Here is a 13,643-nt window from a genome sequence, read left to right on the forward strand (position 1 = left end):
CGAGCACCGTCCGATCAGGACAGGGCCTCGATGGGCGCCGTCGCGACCAGGCCCTCAACGGCCTCGGCGAGCTCCGCGTCAAGCGTGATGAACGCGTCGGCCTGGAGCTGGGTCAGGGCGAGATACTCGGCGGTGTACGTGTCGGGCCACCCGAGCCGGTCGGCGATCTTCCACGCGAGGTTCTGAAGGACGCGGTCGCCGAGCAGCCGGATCCGCAGCCCTCGCACGTGGCCGAGCAGGCGATCGGCGTCCTGCTTGCCCATCTCACCGGAGCGGACAGCCTGGTAGAGGTGCGCCAGCAGCTGGGAGCGGATGAGCGTGGGAGCCAGGAGCCGGTGCTCAGCGGGGACCACGGCCTGGTCGTGAGCCAACCGAAGGGCCACGTCCGGCCCGATGACGTACCTGCTCAACGCACCCCTCTGCTCCGCAACGCTCCTTCACGCCAGGAACCCCGGCCAGGCGGGCGCCGTCCTGCCCTTGACGTGCTGACCCCAAGGATGATGGACATCGTAGGACACAGCACGCGCGCCACCGAGACCTTCCCGTCCGTCACCCCCCCGGCAAGCCGATCCTCCTCCCCGGCTTCTCCGCTCGCGGACCAGACCGCGTCGCGCCTGTTTCTACCTGCGCCCGGCATTCTGCTGAGGCGAGCGGTGACGGTGGACGAGTGCGTGACGTGCGGGCTTTCGCGGTCTCGACCGGCGCGGCCCTCGGTACCGTGTGCCTGCTTCTCGGAACAGTCGCGTACGTGATGTTCTCGTTGTTCGCGAACATGTAGCGCCCTCACGTCCCCTGTTGGGACATCATGACGGCCCGCTTACGGCTCTATCACCTCGTGCCGTCGGTCTTCCTGGAGTCGGGTATCCCCTCCGGAGACAGGGGTTGCATTGCTGGAGCGCTCGATGAGCACAGCCAGGATGCCGGACAGCATCACAAGGATGCCTCCGAGCATGAATGCCAGTCCGAGGCCTGCCCAGCGGATTGCTGCCGCTGTGGATGCCGTCGGGCCGGGAAGCGTCGTCACCATGTAGATGAGGCTGAAGCAGAAGACGATGACGCCACCTACAGGACGGATCTTCAATGGATTCACGCCTGCTGATCTTAGAGCGCCGATATCAGTGACAACAGTGCTCGACCACGAGAGTGAATCGGTCAGCAGCGCCATTATCGGTGGCCGCGAATGGGACGGCGGTCATGCCGGACCCATGTCACCATGCGGCCAGATCAGTGCTTCCTCGTCGTACAGGGCGGCGATTGGCACATGAATGACACGCACCCCGTACGGACGTCTTTCGACCCGATCTGGCGGGGCAAGGGCCAAAGGTCAAGGGTGAAGCCCTGAGGAACGGCCTCCGGACCCGTTCCTCTGGGCTGCCAGGCTCCGGCCTGGGACGAGGCAGAGACGGGAGGATCAGCCAACGGCAGGCGCTGGCCTCCTGGGCGCCTGTCACGATCATCTGGAGCCCATGCCCCCGCCGGAAGCTCTATCTGCGGTGGCGCGACAACACCATGGCAAGCCAGATGATGGTGGGCAGGAGAAGCAGCAGCACCATGAGCCCAACTCCAAGAGCGACCTCCACGTCGGTCAACGGCGAGACTGAGAGATCATCGTCCACCCTGCGAAGCTACCTGCTGCGAGAATCAGCCGGAACACCCATGCCCGGTGTAGCCCGAGCGAGGACGGACTCCAGGCGGCATGCGGCCGCGCGCAGGCTGGACGGAGCGCCGCCTGATTCATAAAAGAACGATGCGGACGCCTTCGCGCAATTGGCGTGCCTGCGACCGAGGCGCGACCCCGCACGGACCACAGTGACCCGCCAAGAGAGCGCGCGAAGGCAAGGGCAAGATCACTAACGCGTTGGCGATAAAGTCAGCACGGGCAGCAGAAATGAAATATGAACGCAAGTCGAGCAAATGTAACCGCGCCGTGGTTACATTTGACGCGCACAGCGCCGAAAGCGCGTCAGGTTACGGATTCGTGGCGGTGCCGCATCTCGTCGGGTGCCCCCAAGGGGATCTGCACCAAGGTGTCGCCTCCGGTCGAGCTCGATGCGCGAAAGCGTATCCCGTGGGCGACAGCGTCGGGCGCAGCCCGACCCCGAGGAGAACGTCCGAGCGTAGCGAGGGCCGTGCATTCCGGGCGGGAATCAGACGGCCCACCCGCGAATCTGGCAACGTGTGGGCGCTTTTCGACGGCTCGTCTCGGGTCGGAGAGGTGCAGAGGTTCAGCTGTCTAGCGTTGCTTGAGGCGGAGCGCTTCCTTGCGGGCCTCGGCCTGGATGGACCGCTCGCGCTCCAGCCACGCTGGGTTCTCCGCCTTCAGCTCGTCGATCTCAGCGGTGGTGAGCGGGCCGGTGATCCCGCCTCTCGTCAGGCCGGAAATGGAGACCCCGAGCTTCGCGGCGACGACCTGCTTGGGGTGCGGGCCGTTGCGGCGCAGGTCAGCGAGCCAGGCTGGGGGCTTCGACTGCAACTCGTTCAGCTCGTCCCTGGAAACGACACCCGCCTGGAACTCGGCGGGAGTGGCCGAGAGGAGGACACCCAGCTTCTTGGCCGCGGTCTCGGGCTTCATCGTCTGGATGGTCTTCGGTTTGGACGAGGTCATGGCGCCAAGCGTAGTCAGTCGGAACGGGTTCCCCGGACATCGGTACCCTGAGGAAGTGACTGATGGGGAGACCGGCAAGGTGTTCCGGCTGGCGTACGCGCCCGGGGTGACACCCGCGAAATGGGTCAACGTCTGGACCGAGAGGATGCCCGGCGTGCCGGTTGCCCTGGTCGCGGCTCCCGCCGACGAGGTGGTGGGGCTTCTGCGGGATGGCGGGGCCGACGCCGGATTCGTCAGGCTGCCGGTCGATCGGGACGGGCTCAGCGTGATTCCTCTCTACGTGGAGACCACGGTGGTCGTGGTGCCCAAGGATCACGCGGTGGCCGCCGCCGACGAGGTGGCCATCGCCGACCTGGCCGACGACGAGGTGTTCCATCCTCTGGACGACACCATCGAGTGGACGGTCCGGCCCGGGCTGCCCGCGTTCACCCGCCCGGCCACAACGGCGAACGCGGTCGAGATGGTCGCGGCCGGCACAGGGCTTCTCCTGGTTCCGCAGTCGCTGGCACGCTTCCACCACCGCAGGGATCTCACCTACCGACCGGTGTCGGACGCGCCGCAGTCCCAGGTCGCGCTGGCCTGGCTCACGGAAGCGACCACTGACCTGGTGGAAGATTTCATCGGCATCGTCCGCGGCCGGACAGTGAACAGCTCGCGGGGCCGTACCCCTGCCTCCCCTGCCAAGAAACCGGCACAGCGGCAGGCACAGGGGCAGGCACAGCGGCAGGCACCGAAACCCGCACAGGCCGGCTCCGGCCGCCGGGCCGTGCCGGCCGGCCGCAAGAAGAAGGGCCACCGGCCTCGGTGACCTGCGGCCCTGAGCCTTCGGGCGGGCGTCAGAACGGCCAGTCGGCGTTCTTGCCGGCTTCGAGCAGAGGGATCATCCGGAACGCGGCGTCGGAGAGTCCGCCGAAGGTGTGACGGGCCCGCTCACCCGACGGGCCGTGACCGTACTGGTAGCCGGCGAGGTTCCACGTGTAGACCGGGACGTCGGCCGGCACCTGACCGGTCGGATCCTCGCCGTGGTGGCCGCCCCATGCCTGCTCGTCGGTGACGATGACGATCCGGTCGTGGCCGCGGTAGTGGGCGCGTACCGCCTCGGCGGTGTTGGTGCCTCCGAGGTTGCCGAACCGGTCCACGACCCTCAGCACCGACTCGCCGGCGCCGAAGGCGACCAAGTGCGAACTGGTGCCGAACTCGACCAGGTCCGCCGACTCGGCACGCATCGCCAGCGCGGAGCCGAACACGGCCGCCGAGTCTGCACGGTTGAGCCCGGACCTCTCCGAGATCGTGCCGAACATCGACCCCGACCGGTCCACCAGGACCAGTGTGCGTCCCTCCAGAGCGGGCACGCTGGCCAGCGAGTGACCGAGAGCCTGCTCCAGCGGGTAAGCCCACCGCAACGACGGGGCGTGCTTGTACGCGGCGAGGAACCGGAACGGGAACTGCTTGGACCGGCGCACCTCATCGGCGTCAGCCAGCCGCGCAGCCACGGTTGCGGCCACCTTGTCGGAGACGCCGACCTGGTCGAAGTTTCGCAGGTTGCGGGTGAGCGCCATCAGCCCCATCGAGGGGATGACCGCCTCCCACGCCGCGGCGTCCATCGGGCCCTGGAGCCAGCCGGCGAGCGCCTCCCACGTCATCCCCGCCATGGTGAGCCGCTCCCGTACGTCCGGCCGCGACAGGACCTCCTTCCGCTGCTCGACCGGGAGCGCCATCAGCTTCTCCCGCTCGATCAGCGTGCTCAACGACGCGGGGATGTCGTTGTCCCGCTTGTGGCGGCGGTCGAGGGCGTGCCGGAACAGGTCGCCCTGCCAACACCGAGCCGGATCGGGGCTCGGGTGGACGACGTCGATCACATCGCCGAACCGGTAGCCCTTGGAGTCGGTGTCGTACTTGAGCAGGCTCCGCTCGGTGTACAGCCGCCGCACGGCGTCGGCGATGCCCCGCTTCACCGGCTTGGGGATGGCCCGGCCGTAGGTGGACGTCCAGTAGGCGAGTGCCTCGCCCGGCTCGTCCGGGCGCTGGAGCACCGAGGCGACGAGTTGACGGTTCAGACCCTGCAGGCCTGCGCCGAGCCGCGCCTTGACCGCCTCCAGCGCAGCGACGACCGGAACCGACCGCAGGTTCGCCTCGGAGCGCAGCCACGGCAGGAAACGGGCCAGCCATTCGCCATCCTCGACCGCCACCTGGTGAACCAACGCCCGGAACCTGTTGTCCCTGTCGCCGGCCTTCTCGTAGAAGGTGTTCTCCCGCACCATGTTGGCGATCGCGAGAAGGAACAGCTCGCTCTTGGCGTCCCGCGCATATCCGGGAGCGCCCTCGTGGGTACGGCCGGACGGCGTCTCCTCCGACTTGACCGGGCTGGACACGGCGGCCTTGGTGGCCGTGCTGTTGAACTTCGCCATGACGCGACGAGACCCCCTGCTCGTGGTTGTCGAGAGGGGGCCTCGTTCACGAGGTCGCGCCCGAGATCAGAGTCGGCGTAGGTGACTGTTCGTGCGCTCTACCAACTGAGCTACACCCCGGCAGGACCGGGGTGGCAGGACTCGAACCTGCGACATCACCCTCCCAAAGGAAGTAACCCACACCTGCGCACCGGGCGCGCGCTCTGAAGTTGTACCCCTCCCGAGATCAAGGTCGGCGACGGAGACGTAAGCGTCCTGGGCCACTGGACGACACCCATCGAGATGGGCGGCGGGATTCGAACCCGCGTTGCTCCTTTGAGAGAGGAAGTAACCGTTGCCTTCGCACCGGGAAGGTGCATATCCAGTTGTGCGGGCTCAGAGGTCGGCGACAGCGCCGGGTCGGTTTCATTCTGCAGATGAAGGAACCGGAGCTTTCGCACCTGAGCCAGCGTCAGCGTAGCCCACTGTTCGGCTGAACTCAGCGGGTTTTCCGGCCACCCTCCCGCGAACCGGAATGGTTGCCGCAGGTCACCCGGCAGCGCCATGCGTTGGGCCGATCTTGTCCAGCTCGGCCGCCAGGTCGTCATCGGAGAGCCGGATTCCCGCGCCCGCGACCCAACGTGCGAACAGGAAGGGATGCTGCGCGACGGCCGCGCCGACGTGGCGCTCATGCACTCGCCGTTCAACTCCCTCGCCGGGTTCGACAGCGTCGAACTGATGACGGAAGGGCAGGTGGCGATCCTGTCCGCGAGGCACCCCTTGGCCGCGCGCAAGACGTTGTCCCTGGCCGAGATCTCGGACATCCCCGACCTTCCGCTCGCCCGCTGGCCCCGCCACGGCACCCACCCGCCCGGCCCAGGCCCCGAGGTCCACGACCAGACGCAGCTGGCCCAGCTGATCGCCCTCGGCCGCACCATGACGGTCTTCCCGAGTCAGCCCGCACGTGGCTGTGGGACGAGCACGCCGCCGTCCCCCTGAGCGACGCCCCCTGGTCGCCACCCACATCGCCTGGCCCGCGCACAGCCGCTCCCGCGCGCTGGCCGGGCTGATCCGAACGGCCTCGCGGCTCTGACCTGCCACTGTGATACCGCACCGATGTCACAGCAGATCCGAGCGATCTTGGGCAAATCGACTTACACCGTTACCTGCCTGGACAGGCCCTCGCCGGGGGATGAGATCGCGAAGGCGTCACGCAAGGTGCGGGAGGGCGGCCGGAGAACGCAGCGGCAGCGAGCCGACCGTCGGCACCAGAGTGACCGAGTTCGTACGTCCCGTCTGCCTCTCTGCGTCGGCTGAGCCGAGTCCTCATGCACCGCCTTTGCGGCGGCGCGGCGGAGCGGGGCGGCGTCGAGCGCATGTGGTCGCGCACCGGCGCCAGCAGGCCGGCGAGAGCCTGGACGTCGTCCCGCGAGAGCGGCTCGAACAGCAGGCCGCTGACGACTTCGATGTGACTGGGCAGCACCTCGGCGAGCAGCGCGCGTCCGGCGTCGGTGATGGTGACGGTGATGCACGCGAAGAACACGACGATCATGCGGCTCCCCACGTCACCATGCCGCCTGATCAGGTCTTCCCCGTCACGTCGGGGCCAGCGAATGGCACGCTTATGGCACGACCTCGTACGGACGCACACACCTCCCCCACCCGATCGTCTCGTCCGCCTCGTCGCAGGCGGACGGGAAGATCGGCCCCGGGGCCACTGACCACCTGAGCGCTTGTCACGATCAACCCGGAGCCGAGGCCCCCGCCGGAGGCATGGTTATGCCGAGAGATGCCAGGATGGCGGATCATGGGTGGTCTTCATCCTCATGACGACAACGAGTCGATCATCGCTGCGGTAGAGCGGTGGCGGCATGATCGTGCTGGGGCGCTGGAAGCGGCAGACACAACCCTGACGGTGGAAGGACCGTTCGAGGCACCCGGTATGGACCCCGTCTACATCATCCGGTTGGAGCAGCCGCCGATGGAGATCGACTTCGCCGTCTTCCGGGACGGCATTCTGAACGTGACCCGGGTCAACTGGGACGACTTGTCACTCGCCCAGGAAGGAGTTCGGGTCTCGTCCGCGGATGAGCTCATTGCGGCACTGGAACGGATCGCCGGTTGCTAGCGCGGCAGTCGCGGGCATCCCGGATATCACTCACTTTGTCATTCGCGGTGGTCAGGCCGCGTAGGTGTAGTGGTGTGGCCAATCGCCGGTCTTCGACTTTCCCCTGAAGATGGCCCGCAGAGCGATCTGGGCCTGCCCCGGCAGGGCATATGCATTCACTGGGGCGCCGGTCGCCTTATGAATGCTCACCACGCCCACGAGGTCGTCGGGGCCTTCGCCATACCCGTAGGTCACGGTCTCCTCGGTTTCGGCGGTCTTGATGATAAAGACTAAAAGTGCCATTTCACACTCCCCACGGCGGCGGCCACTGCCCGCTCAGCTCGGTAGTACTGATCAAGTGCCTCTGACGTGACCCACATGCCTTAAGCCCCTTGGGACGAGACAGACGGGAAGATCGGGCCCACGCCAGTCACCCACAGCCCTCCAGCCTGGCAGGCGTGATCATCCCGGAGCCGAGGCAACCTACGGCGGCAACATCATCGAGACCGGCACCGAGTCCTACCGTGACCAGACACCGCGAATCTGATCTCGATGGCGGCCTGATCCGCACGTCAGTTCACAGCCGGGCAGGTCCAACTCGATCACACCGTCCGGCCCTGCAGGCTCTACCCGCCGGGCTCGGCGCTGGTCCTCTGGATCTTCCCGCACCGGGCCAGCAGGGGGAGGGCGGCGAGTTGCATGAGGGCGGCGCCGCCGAGGATGCCGGTGGTGACCTGATCCCGCCAGCCGGGCAGGTGCTCGGAGAAGCCTGACTGCTCGTCCGCGTACATCAGCAGGTTGCCCCCAGCCACGAGCAGCAGCGTCAACAGGTAGATGACCGTGAGGACGCCGACGAGCAGAAGAGAGCGCGCGCGAACTCCGCTCCTGCGCAGGAGGATCCCGTACAGGGCCAGAGCGGCGGCGGGCACGGCGGCGAAGGCGCACACCTGCACCATGAGCTCTAGCGCGTAGTCGGCCTCCCAGAAGGACCCGGGAGGGGCTGTGGCGCGGGCGATCCGGTCGGACACGAAATTGGTCGCGGCGAAGGCCAGGAGGAATGCCAACGGGAGCAGGAGGAGCCACGCGCGTCCAGAGGAAGGCGGAAGGACAGCGTCCCGGCGCACGACGCCCCGCACCGCGAAGAGCTGGGCGATCGCGGCGGTGGCGAGGATCCAGCCAAGCAACGGCAGATACCACGGCGGCGAAAGCGTGCCCATGTCGAAGGGCACCGTGAGGTATCCGCCCGGCGAGTGAGGAAACCGCTCGTCGTAGCCGGTGACCGGGTTCAGGACGTAGACGACCGGCATCGCGGCTACGTAGGTGGCGCTCAGGAAGCCCGTCCCGAGCACGAGGCCCGCGGGCCGGCGGCTCAGTCCGAGCTCGACGACGCCGAACAGGAGGGCGGCGGCGATAAAGAAGGCCCCGAGCAGGGCGATGCGTTCCTGGGCGAAGGGGATAAACGCATCGATCGCCTGGGGCGCCACCTGCTCGTTCATCTCGATGGGGGCGGTGGGAAGGCGCACGTTCACTTCGCGGACCGCGAAGAAGTTGACGACGACCACGACGAGCCCAAACGGCAGTGGAAACCATGTCAGCTTGCCCATACCCATTCGATGATCGCATGTGGTGATCGGTTCAAATCGAGCGCAGCGCTCTGCGCATCGGGCGAGCCCACACCCAGGCGGGACCGCTCGTGGCCGACCGTAATGAACCAGGAGGAAGGGTACTGATGAGCGTGCATCTGAATCGTGCGGAAGCCATCTCCTTGGTACAGCGGATCATGGACGGGGAGTACGCAGACGAGCGGGGAACTCGAGGGCTGGCTTGAGGCAATGGACCGCTCGCTCGTGTGTCCGTCGGGGTATGTCTCCGACCTGATCTTCTGGCCCGACGAAGCCGAGCTCACCGCGGAACAAGTCGTTGATGAGGCGTTGGCCTACCGTCCTATCGCACTTTGACGTAGAGCCGGGGTCGTCGATGGTCCCCGTGGGCGACAGCGGTCGGGCGAAGCCCGGCCCAGGGAAAGACGTCCGAGCGGAGCGAGGGCCGTGGACCTCGGGCGGGCATCAGACGGCCCACCCGAGAATCGGGCAACGGGTGGGCGCTTCTCGGGAATGTGGGCGGTACTGGGTTCGAACCAGTGGCCCCTCGCTTGTAAGGCTCGCCGCAAGAAGGTGGGCCCTCGGGTGATTCGGTTCCCACCTCGGCGAACGTTCCGCCCTGGCCCTCGCCCGTCCACGCCCGTCTTGGGCCGTTGTCACGCAGATAGTCACTCTTGGGAATGGCCTGGCCGTGCTCCAGATAGACGGTCTTGCCAAGCTCGCGTGCAGTGGCGGCGGCCTTGACGCGACGAGCAAGCCGCTCGATCAACAGCCCGGCCAGTTCCTCGACGGGATGAAACTCGTAGGCGCTCAGCTCGTTGTCCACGAACCTGATCTGCTTGAGCAACTCGCCGTCCAAGGTGCCGCCGTCGAACACGAACAGGACCTTGTCGCCCTCCTTCGGGAGAGGCGCCCAATCGACCACGAGGAGGCGACCGATGGCCGGCTGAATGCCCAGCTCCTCTTGCACCTCTCGAATGCACGCCTCGTACGGGGTCTCCCCCGGCTCGACGTACTGTCCATCCCCTGAAAGCGTGGAGACTCGGTTATGCGGCGATGGTCTCCTGAGACTTCGCCTTGGTGGCTGTTCGGGCGGTCGTGATCTGCCGCTCGTAGACGATCGGGGGCAGCCCGTCAGCGGCGCTGTGTCGGCGGCGGGTGTTGTAGAAGTCGGCGATCCAGGTGGCGATCCTCAGGCGGGCTTCGGCCCGCGTTGCGAAGCGGTGCCGGTGGACGTATTCGACTTTGAGGATGGAGTTGAACGATTCGGCGGCGGCATTGTCCAGGGCGCAGCCGACCCGGCCCATCGACTGGACGACGCCCCAGTGCCGGCAAGCGGCCTGGAAGCGGGCGGCGGTGTATTCACTACCGCGGTCGGTGTGGAAGATCACCCCGTCGACGGTGCCGCCGCGGGTGACAGCGGCCATCTGCAGCGAGGCGATGGTCAGCGCCGCGTCGTGATGCTCGGACATGGCATAGCCGAGCAACCGGCGGGAGAACAGATCTTCCACGGTGGCGAGGTAGAGCTTGCCCTCGCCGGTGACGATCTCGGTGACGTCGCCGCACCACAACACGTCCGGCGCGACCGCGGTGAACGTGCGCCGGACCAGGTCGGGCGCAGCGGGCCGTTTGCCCTGACGGGTCAGCGACCGGCGTCTGCTGGCCGCACGGCCGGCTAACCCGAGCTCGGCCATGCGGCCGGCGACGGTGTTCTCCGATACCCGCCATCCCGCCTCATGCAGGTCACGGGTGATGCGCGGGCTGCCGAAGGTGCCGCCCGAGGCAGAGAACCTGGCCTCGATATGCGCGTCCAGGTCCGCGCGTCGCCGCTGGCGGGCCGTCGGCGCCCGGTCGCGCCACTTGTAGTACCAGGACGGAGAGACGCCCAAGGCCCGGCAGGTCAACGCGTGGGGCACGCCATGATCGGTCTTCTGGGAGCTGATGAAGGCCGCCACGCCTACCGGCCCATCGCCTCTCGAACCCACAAGACCACCGAGCGTTTGAGGACATCGCGCTCCATCTCCAGCTCGGCGCGTTCCTTGGCCCACTCAGCCCGCTGCCTGCGCAGCCTGGCGAGTTCCTCCCGCTCGGACTCGGCCAGCTCACCACCGTTGGTGTCCTGCTCGCGGGCCAGCCGGTCCATCTGCACCCAGTTGGCCAGCGTGCCCGCATTGATGCCCAGATCCTTGGCGACCTGCGCGATTGGTTTTCCTGTCTCCCGCACGATGCGCACCGCGCCCGCGCGGAACTCCGGATCGAACCTGCGTCTGGTCTCTCCCACGACCCAACCTTCTCCTTAGGTCAGATCTCCACGCTAGAAGGGGAAGCCCAGTACCCGCCCGGGATGTCCATAGAGGGCTTGTACGTAGGACGGACGAGTAGCACACGACCTGTCATCAAAGAACAGCGCGCCAGCGGCGGCACGGGCCTGGGCGAACGGCGGAGCCTCCTGATCGTTCACAGCCCCGACCTTACGCCACGAGGACTGCCTTCACACGATGTGCAGTCGCCGGGCGAGAGCTGCGAGCTGGAAACTGGGCTTGCCCTTCTGCCTTCTGATCCACGACATCGTGAGCTGGCGGCTGAGGTAGTGATGGCGTACCTGCTCGGGAGCGATGGTCTCGGCCTCCAACAGCGCGGCCATCGCGTCGTCGGTACGGTTCCACAGGCTCAAGGCATGCGCCACGGCCAGGCCATGACGGGCGCGACGTTCGATCGGAAGCCCGCTGGTATCCAGCTTCGGCCCGAGCTCCACAGCCACCTGGATGTCTCCCAGCTCGATTGCCGTGGCCACCTGATGGATGCGGACGTTCGTCGGCCCGAACGCGGTCCAGACATGGTTGGCGTCACTGCCGAGCCGCACCGCCGCTTCCTGTGGCTCGGCGATGAATGCGCGTGTCGTGCTGCGATCATCATCTCTCGCCGCCGCCATCGACCCGGCAAGGTACAGCGTGCCGTACACAGATATCAGCTCAGCTGTGGCATGCGGGAGGTCAGGAGACAGCAGGTCGGCGGCGTCCATCGTGAGCTGCTTGGCGGCCACGTAACGGCCGTTGGACAGAAGGGCGTGAGTCACGGAGCGAAGCAATGAGGCTGTCACGAGCTGATCACCGGATTGCCGCGCGAAGGACAGCCCCCGCTCAGCGGCGATCCACGCGAGATCAGCCTCACCCACCTTGGTCAGGATGCTGGCAGCGGCGTGGTAGACCTGCCCGAGAATTCCCGATGCCGCCATGCGCGCGTCACCGTCCGCAGCGCGTGCAGCATGACGCGCCTCCCCCAGGAGTCGGCAGAGTCCGTATCACGTAGCTGTATCGGGCTCCCTGGTACGCCCGCCACACCTCGGCAAGAGCCCGTCGCAGATCGGCCTGACCGGAGGGGTCCGCACTCTCCACGAGCTCGGCCATTGGCGAGAGTTGCCGATAGTCGGTGTGAGGCCCGGCCAGTACGTCTTGAGACATCCCACGCCGTCGCCGGCACCAGGCTACGCGGTGGCCGATGGACAGATTGCTGGTCATTCCTCGCGCAGCTCAGCAGACACATACCGTCACGCTACGTCACTGCCGTACGTGATGGGAGGCCACTCATGCAACCGCCGAACCGACACCCCACACCAGAGAAGCACGCCGCCGATGCCCTGGCCGACGCCCTCGCCGCTCACGGCGTATCCGCAGACGTGCATAACGGCTACGGTCTGAGCCTGGTGTCCGTGTGGGTCGGGCTTGTCGTCTGGTGCGACGGCGATTGGTACTGGTGGCGGGCCGGCTGGGACAACCGTGCAAGCGGGTGCTGTACGCCCGCCATCCGGCCATCGAGCCGTCGAGAGCGGCGCGACGAGTCGCCTTCCGCTACGCGGACCTTCAGCGACGACACCCCCTCTCGGAGACGATCCGCGATCTGCGCCCGGAGACCACGGAAGCGAGCTTTCAGCGAAGGAAGCTCGCGAGAAGCTGGAATGTCGGGTCGAGATCGTGGCCATGCTGAACGGCCCCGCTCGTACTCGGGCCGTTGGCGATCTGCTGCTGGGACAGCGTGGAATGGGGACGGAGCTCCTGCGCAACGGCACGCTGGCGCTGGTGGAGTTGGAAGCCGACCGGGCCGATCTGCCGGGTGGGGTGCGGCGTTGGCCAGTCCGATGGGACGACCTGCTCATCTGCTCGGCAGACAGCGCAAACGCCGCCGACACCGACTATCGCCTCGGTCTGTCGGACTCAGGCCGCGAGGCGATGCAGCATGCGGTTCCAGCGGGCACCGAGCAGAGTCTGTGCGGGCAGGAGGTACACCCGCTGCCCGTCTGTGGCTGGTCCAACGACGCGACCGCATGGGACATGATTCGGTCCGTGCCACCCTGATCTATCAGCACAGCACGGCGGAGGCCGACCGGAATATCTGCGACGTCATGAACTCCAAGATCGCACAGCACATCGTCGATGGGTCTTCGGGTGGCCCCTCCGGCGCGGCTAATGGCACAGCGACATGCATCATGTGACCATGAACGCTCCTCGATCTAGCACGGACATCGTCGAATCCGGTTGGCGTGATGTTCGCGCTGATGGACGTTTACGCCCCGAGCTGTTGGACGAAGCCTATGCCGAGCCATGCTTGAGGCAGTTGTTTCCCTGGACGGGCATGGGAGAACTCCACTTCAGCCGCTGCACGAGTCCTCGATGGACATGGGATATCCCATACATCGCACCGGCCGCGGGAGACGGCTACATGGTGTTGGGCCCTCGCCGTGGGGAGACCGTGGGGCCTGCGGCAACGCCGGCACAGGCCGTCGCGATGGTGGTGGAACGTCTTCCGCCTGATTGTGGCCCTGCCTTCGTGGGCACACCTGACGAACTCGCTGCTCACGAGCGATCAACCGCCGATTCGTGAGGCAGGCGACTCCGCACGCTTTCCGCTGATCTATTTGTACAGCCCGGCCGAAAGCCGACGGGAGC

At 66.9% G+C, this 13,643-nt stretch carries 16 protein-coding genes and 1 tRNA gene; 5 read left to right on the plus strand and 12 right to left on the minus strand.

The window, feature by feature from the left end; translation table 11 throughout:
* Nucleotides 1-14 precede the first annotated feature (14 nt).
* The 3 genes from AB0H64_RS12935 to AB0H64_RS12945 all read right to left on the minus strand — a co-directional run bounded on the left by AB0H64_RS12935 (nt 15) and on the right by AB0H64_RS12945 (nt 2,605).
* The gene (locus AB0H64_RS12935; RefSeq protein ID WP_357623372.1) at nt 15-410 is read right to left on the minus strand and encodes a type II toxin-antitoxin system VapC family toxin; all 396 of its coding nucleotides are present in this window, start codon (nt 408-410) and stop codon (nt 15-17) included.
* A gap of 407 nt (nt 411-817) precedes the next feature.
* A complete protein-coding gene (locus AB0H64_RS12940) occupies nt 818-1,090 on the minus strand; it encodes a hypothetical protein (protein ID WP_357623373.1) in 273 nt (90 codons plus the stop codon).
* A 1,143-nt stretch (nt 1,091-2,233) separates the two neighbouring features.
* The gene (locus AB0H64_RS12945; RefSeq protein WP_357623375.1) at nt 2,234-2,605 is read right to left on the minus strand and encodes a DUF5997 family protein; all 372 of its coding nucleotides are present in this window, start codon (nt 2,603-2,605) and stop codon (nt 2,234-2,236) included.
* A 55-nt stretch (nt 2,606-2,660) separates the two neighbouring features.
* On the opposite strand from AB0H64_RS12945, the gene AB0H64_RS12950 reads away from it, so the two are divergent.
* A complete protein-coding gene (locus AB0H64_RS12950; protein WP_357623376.1) occupies nt 2,661-3,413 on the plus strand; it encodes a LysR family substrate-binding domain-containing protein in 753 nt (250 codons plus the stop codon).
* Between the two features lie 28 nt (nt 3,414-3,441).
* Here the strand turns inward: AB0H64_RS12950 and AB0H64_RS12955 are convergent, their stop codons facing one another.
* Complete coding sequence (locus AB0H64_RS12955; protein ID WP_357623377.1) at nt 3,442-5,013, minus strand: TROVE domain-containing protein; 1,572 nt, start codon at nt 5,011-5,013, stop codon at nt 3,442-3,444.
* A 283-nt stretch (nt 5,014-5,296) separates the two neighbouring features.
* Nucleotides 5,297-5,359: transfer RNA gene (locus tag AB0H64_RS12960), tRNA-Ser, on the minus strand.
* 290 nt (nt 5,360-5,649) lie between these two features.
* Between AB0H64_RS12960 and AB0H64_RS12965 the strand changes: the two genes are divergently transcribed.
* Nucleotides 5,650-5,991 (plus strand): LysR family transcriptional regulator substrate-binding protein, encoded by a 342-nt coding sequence (locus AB0H64_RS12965; protein WP_357623379.1) that lies wholly within the window; start codon nt 5,650-5,652, stop codon nt 5,989-5,991.
* A 163-nt stretch (nt 5,992-6,154) separates the two neighbouring features.
* Here AB0H64_RS12965 and AB0H64_RS12970 read toward each other — a convergent pair whose 3' ends face one another.
* Nucleotides 6,155-6,544 carry a hypothetical protein gene (locus AB0H64_RS12970; RefSeq protein ID WP_357623380.1) on the minus strand — a complete coding sequence of 130 codons (390 nt, stop codon included), beginning with the start codon at nt 6,542-6,544 and terminating at the stop codon, nt 6,155-6,157.
* Nucleotides 6,545-6,799: 255 nt separating this feature from the next.
* Here AB0H64_RS12970 and AB0H64_RS12975 point away from each other — a divergent pair, with 255 nt between their 5' ends.
* Nucleotides 6,800-7,120 (plus strand): hypothetical protein, encoded by a 321-nt coding sequence (locus AB0H64_RS12975; RefSeq protein WP_357623382.1) that lies wholly within the window; start codon nt 6,800-6,802, stop codon nt 7,118-7,120.
* A 51-nt stretch (nt 7,121-7,171) separates the two neighbouring features.
* Here AB0H64_RS12975 and AB0H64_RS12980 read toward each other — a convergent pair whose 3' ends face one another.
* From AB0H64_RS12980 to AB0H64_RS13005, 6 genes are all read right to left on the minus strand, one after another.
* On the minus strand, nt 7,172-7,402 hold the full coding sequence (locus tag AB0H64_RS12980) for a hypothetical protein (protein WP_357623384.1): 231 nt from the start codon (nt 7,400-7,402) through the stop codon (nt 7,172-7,174).
* 323 nt (nt 7,403-7,725) lie between these two features.
* Entirely contained in the window at nt 7,726-8,703 is a 978-nt protein-coding gene (locus AB0H64_RS12985) for a hypothetical protein (RefSeq protein WP_357623386.1), read from the minus strand.
* Nucleotides 8,704-9,043: 340 nt separating this feature from the next.
* Entirely contained in the window at nt 9,044-9,838 is a 795-nt protein-coding gene (locus AB0H64_RS12990) for an NUDIX hydrolase (protein WP_357623561.1), read from the minus strand.
* Complete coding sequence (locus AB0H64_RS12995) at nt 9,747-10,655, minus strand: IS3 family transposase (protein WP_357623388.1); 909 nt, start codon at nt 10,653-10,655, stop codon at nt 9,747-9,749. Before AB0H64_RS12995 ends, AB0H64_RS12990 begins: the two co-directional genes overlap by 92 nt.
* 2 nt (nt 10,656-10,657) lie before the next feature.
* On the minus strand, nt 10,658-10,981 hold the full coding sequence (locus AB0H64_RS13000; RefSeq protein WP_090774306.1) for a transposase: 324 nt from the start codon (nt 10,979-10,981) through the stop codon (nt 10,658-10,660).
* 210 nt (nt 10,982-11,191) lie between these two features.
* A complete protein-coding gene (locus AB0H64_RS13005) occupies nt 11,192-11,935 on the minus strand; it encodes a hypothetical protein (RefSeq protein WP_357623390.1) in 744 nt (247 codons plus the stop codon).
* Between the two features lie 736 nt (nt 11,936-12,671).
* Here AB0H64_RS13005 and AB0H64_RS13010 point away from each other — a divergent pair.
* The gene (locus tag AB0H64_RS13010; RefSeq protein WP_357623392.1) at nt 12,672-13,052 is read left to right on the plus strand and encodes a hypothetical protein; all 381 of its coding nucleotides are present in this window, start codon (nt 12,672-12,674) and stop codon (nt 13,050-13,052) included.
* Nucleotides 13,053-13,191: 139 nt separating this feature from the next.
* A complete protein-coding gene (locus AB0H64_RS13015) occupies nt 13,192-13,578 on the plus strand; it encodes a DUF6193 family natural product biosynthesis protein (RefSeq protein WP_357623393.1) in 387 nt (128 codons plus the stop codon).
* Nucleotides 13,579-13,643 lie beyond the last annotated feature (65 nt).

The organism is Nonomuraea sp. NPDC050733 (genome assembly GCF_040654215.1).
In the GTDB taxonomy this organism is placed as follows: Bacteria; Actinomycetota; Actinomycetes; order Streptosporangiales; family Streptosporangiaceae; genus Nonomuraea.